Source organism: Skermanella sp. (genome assembly GCF_059503625.1).
The window spans coordinates 1-4,021 of record NZ_JCACHA010000089.1 but is presented as its reverse complement, the minus strand read 5'-3'; the positions used below and the strand labels follow the sequence as shown (position 1 = coordinate 4,021).

The 4,021-nt window shown below is 62.3% G+C and carries 4 protein-coding genes and 1 pseudogene; 1 reads left to right on the top strand and 4 read right to left on the bottom strand.

Features of this window, described 5'->3' with window-relative positions; all coding sequences use genetic code 11:
- Positions 1-216 precede the first annotated feature (216 nt).
- Positions 217-456, top strand: a complete 240-nt coding sequence (locus tag AC5JJ6_RS02365) for an RNA polymerase sigma factor (protein WP_496040504.1) — start codon at positions 217-219, stop codon at positions 454-456.
- 11 nt (positions 457-467) lie between these two features.
- Here the strand turns inward: AC5JJ6_RS02365 and AC5JJ6_RS02360 are convergent, their stop codons facing one another.
- The 4 genes and pseudogenes from AC5JJ6_RS02360 to AC5JJ6_RS02345 all read right to left on the bottom strand — a co-directional run.
- Complete coding sequence (locus tag AC5JJ6_RS02360) at positions 468-746, bottom strand: anti-sigma factor family protein (RefSeq protein ID WP_496040503.1); 279 nt, start codon at positions 744-746, stop codon at positions 468-470.
- Positions 747-907: 161 nt separating this feature from the next.
- Positions 908-2,050: an N-acetylglucosamine-6-phosphate deacetylase gene (nagA, locus tag AC5JJ6_RS02355; RefSeq protein ID WP_496040502.1), complete on the bottom strand. Its 1,143-nt coding sequence runs from the start codon at positions 2,048-2,050 to the stop codon at positions 908-910.
- A gap of 95 nt (positions 2,051-2,145) precedes the next feature.
- Positions 2,146-3,009 carry a GntR family transcriptional regulator gene (locus tag AC5JJ6_RS02350; RefSeq protein ID WP_496040501.1) on the bottom strand — a complete coding sequence of 288 codons (864 nt, stop codon included), beginning with the start codon at positions 3,007-3,009 and terminating at the stop codon, positions 2,146-2,148.
- A 400-nt stretch (positions 3,010-3,409) separates the two neighbouring features.
- Positions 3,410-3,955, bottom strand: a pseudogene (locus tag AC5JJ6_RS02345) (transposase); the annotation flags it as partial.
- Positions 3,956-4,021: the final 66 nt, after the last annotated feature.

The window sequence follows — 4,021 nt, the reverse complement described above, 5'->3', positions numbered from 1 at the left end:
CACACGATCGGCGGGTAACAGGTCAGCGCGGCTCTGGTTTCTCAACGGACTGTTATGCATATGGTCGTTTTGCCAAAGGATGCCCTGTGGGAGGCTATCTTTAGGGCGTTTAAACTATGCCTAAATATGTTTCTATCGTAGGGAATATGTGTGTATCAATGACATTCAATTGATGTTCAATCGTTCAAGCTGACACTTGCCATCGAGCCAGCAACTATGATTAACGCAATCGAAATGCCGATAGGAAGTCGGCGGTCTCAGCCTGGTTCAGGTGAAATCCATGAGGGCATGGCAGCCCTGTTACCGGCTGAACAAGAAGCCATCATGCTGGTCTGCGTCAAAGGATTGAGCTATCGGGACGCCGCATACAAGCTTGGGATTTCATCTGGAGCGCTCCAGGAGCACTTGCTTCGTGGCCGATTGGCGCTGATCGCCAAGCTTAAGCTGAAAGGTTGATCTGACGGGGGTCAGGCCGTTCCTTCGCCATTCTCGTCGTAAGCCGCCTTGAGCAAGGCGTTGACTTCACGCATTTGCGCGACCCGCTGACGAGCATCCGGATCTCGGGCAAGCAGGTCTTCTACAAGGCGTCGCTGGTCCTCGGCCAGTTCTCCATCCACGTAGGAAAACAGCAGAAGATCCTGGATTTGTTCGTCTGAACCCACAACACTTCTCTCTTCAACCAGTTCGCCGGAACGGGAAACGACGCTGCCTATGGGGAAAAACCATGTACGGCGCGCATCTTCCATCAACATATCGAGCCAGAGGTTATTTTGCATATGAGTAAAAAGGTCTACACGCTGAGGGTGTAATTCTTTGTTCCTTTCTCACCAGAGATGTTCAGCGTCTCGGCTTTGGGGAGGAGCCGTGCCAGCGGTCGGCCCCGGTTCCCGGCCCAGCCCCACTTCCGCTATGCACCGCCGACCCAGGTACTCAGCACCTCGATATCCTGGCCGAGCAGTACGAGATCCGCCCGGTAGCCCGGGGCCAGCCGGCCGCAGCGGTCGTTCAGTCGCAGAAACTCCGCCGGATGGAGCGAGGCCATCGCCAATGCGTCTTCCAGCGGCAGCCCCAACAAATGGACGCAGTTGCGGACCGCCGACGCCATGTCGATGTCGGCGCCGGCCAGCGTGCCGTCCTCCGTTACCAGACGCCCGTCCCGCCTCAGGATGCGCTGGCCGTAGAGTTCGAAGCCGGTGGCGTCCGTCCCGACCGGAGGCATGGCGTCGGTGACCAGGAAGAAGCGGTCGGCTCCCTTGGCCGCCACCGCCATCTTCAGCACCGCCGGGTGGACATGGATGCCGTCCACGATGATCCCGCACCATGTTTCCCGGCCGGTCAATGCCGCCGTGGTCACGGCGGGCTGACGGCTGGAGATCGGCGGCATGGCGTTGAACAGATGGGTGAAGCCACGCAGCCCATGTCCGACAGCTTCGCGCGTGCGCTCGAAGCTGGCGACCGTATGTCCGGCGGACAGGACGATGCCGGCTTGGGCCAGCCGCGCGATCTTGCCGTCCTCGACCTCTTCCGGTGCGATGGTCAGCAGCACCCTGCCCTGTGGCATCCGTTGCGGCAAGCCGGTCAGGAAGGCGATATCCTCCTCGTCCAGCGGGCGGATATACCGGGGGTCGTGGACGCCGGGGCGGTTCGGGCTGATGAACGGCCCCTCGAAGTGAATGCCCAGGATGCCGCTACCCGGAACCCGCGACGCAGCGATCACCGCTTCGGCGGCGCCTGCCATCTTGGCGCGGTCGTCGGTGATCAGCGTCGGCAGCAGCCCGGTTCCGCCGGAGCGGCGTAGCGCCCCGGCAATGGCGAGCACCGCCGCTTCCGTGGGCTCGTCGTTGAACAGCACGCCACCTGCCCCGTTGGCCTGGGCGTCGATGAAGCCGGGCGCCAGCGAGCTGCCATCCGGACAGCGGACGATTTCGGCATCCGCAGGAACCCGGCCGTCGGGTACCAGATCGGCGATCCGGGCGCCGTCGACGATCAGCGAGAACCCGTCCAGCATGGTTTCGCCCGTGAACAGCCGGGCTCCGGTAAAGGCTCTCATCACATCGTCTCCATTACTTTGCGCAGGTGGATGGGCTTTCGGTCAGGCGCAGCAGGTCCGGGCTGCGGCCGCACTGGGAAATGGCGATGAACAGCTCATCGCGCAGATTCAGGTCGGTGCCGTATATCGAGGCGACGGCGCGGCCGAGATGCGTCTGGATCAGGTACTTGCCGTAGCCGGCGGCATGGTCGGGTGGCTCCCGGCAGGTTGAGTTCGACGACGAAATCATAGGCATCGCCCCGGTATTGGGAGCGCACCAGTTCCAGCGGGGTATCGTCTTCAAGAAAGGTGCGGCGCTCGACGGAGAGGGCGGCGGAGCCCGCCGGCACATGCAGCAGGTTCGCCTGATCGGCCGTGAGCGGCACGGCGCAGAGCCGCTGCAAAGCGCGGTATGGCGGATAACCCGCGCCGCGTAGCACTTCGTACAGGGATTCGGTCACGCTCTCCGGATCGGCAAGGAAGCGGCAAGGCACCGTCGCCAGCTCGATCGCCATCGGCGTGCCGTCGGTCGTGCGCAGACGGCGCAGGCGGCTGACCTTCTCGCCGGGACGAAGCCCCAGGGCCAGCGCTTCCTCCGGCGTCGCGGCGCTGATGCCGCGATGCAGCCACTGCGATGCCGGGCGCATTCCACGGGAACGCATGTCGTCGGTAAAGCTGGTCAAGACCGACAGGGGCCGCTCGACGCACTTCCTACGGTTGACGAAGTTGCCGGAGCCCTGCCGCTGGTCCAGCAATCCTTCCTCCGCCAGGATCTGGAGCGCTTTCCGGACGGTCACCCGCGACACTCCGAAGCGTTCCGCGATCTCCCGCTCGCCCGGCAGGACATCCTGGTCGGCCAGAGCGCCCTGGACGATGAGCTGACGCAGATGGCCGGCCAGTTGCAGATACAGGGGCAGCGGCCGGTCACTGGAAACGGCGGTCAGGTCGAATGGATACCGGCCGTCCGATACCACCGTCATGGGCAGTTACTCCTCAACCGCGTCTTTGATCGCCGTCTCTATAATACCAAAGTAATACCAATTGACAACACGAGGTGTTAAGAACCCCGAAGAAATTTCATGGTCACACTACGCCCAAAGGGCGGAAATGCCGGACCCCCCACCGGTTTTTGCTGCTCATGGAGATCAAGGGACGGGAATCATAGTTAACTGGTCGTTACGTTTCAGTTAAACCCGTCCCGGATTTTGGCACCATTGGACTATGCCAATATAAAACCGCTTAAAAATGGAGAAAACAACGTCATGCCAGCAATGCCCCGCTCGCCGCCGTCCTGCACCCGGTCCTGATCGAAACCGGTGCAGAGGTCAGCGTGTTGCGCGGAGAGGGAAGAGGCGAAGGAGCCCCTATTCCCCCTGTTGATCAGGCGACGCGGACGGAGTTCGGGCGTCCCAAGTCGAACATTCGGTTGAGAACCTTGGTTGCGACAGCGACTTCGGTGGCGCGGGCCTCGTTGCTGTGGAAACGCAGTCCATCGCCGATGACCTGCTTCCAGCGCGAGAACTGGCCCGCGACGCGGGCTCTTTCGTTATAGCCGCTGTCCCGCTGCCAGGCCATTCGTCCCTTGGCGGCGATCGCCTGAATGTGGCGGTCGCGCTGGGTAGGATCGGTGTCAGCCGTTGGGCTGAGCACGGCATCGGCACGCGGTGGAACGAGCACCTTCGCGTCCGGATGGCACTCCTGCAGGGTGGTGTAGACTTTGGTTCTATCATAGCCGCCGTCACCCAGGAAGAGCTTTACCGGTTCGGCGATACGGTCGAGCAGCGGGTCGACCTGTGAGGCGTCATCGACGTCGCGGCCGGTCAGGACGGAGGCGACGATCCGGCCGGTCAGGACGGAGGCGACGATCCGGCCGGTCACCGCGTCAAAAACGATATGCAGTTTGCGCCAAGAACGCCGCCTGCTGGCACCGTGCTTCTCGGGAGCATATCAAAGCTTGGGAGATGCTCAGCCTGCCATGGCGAGAGCTGGATC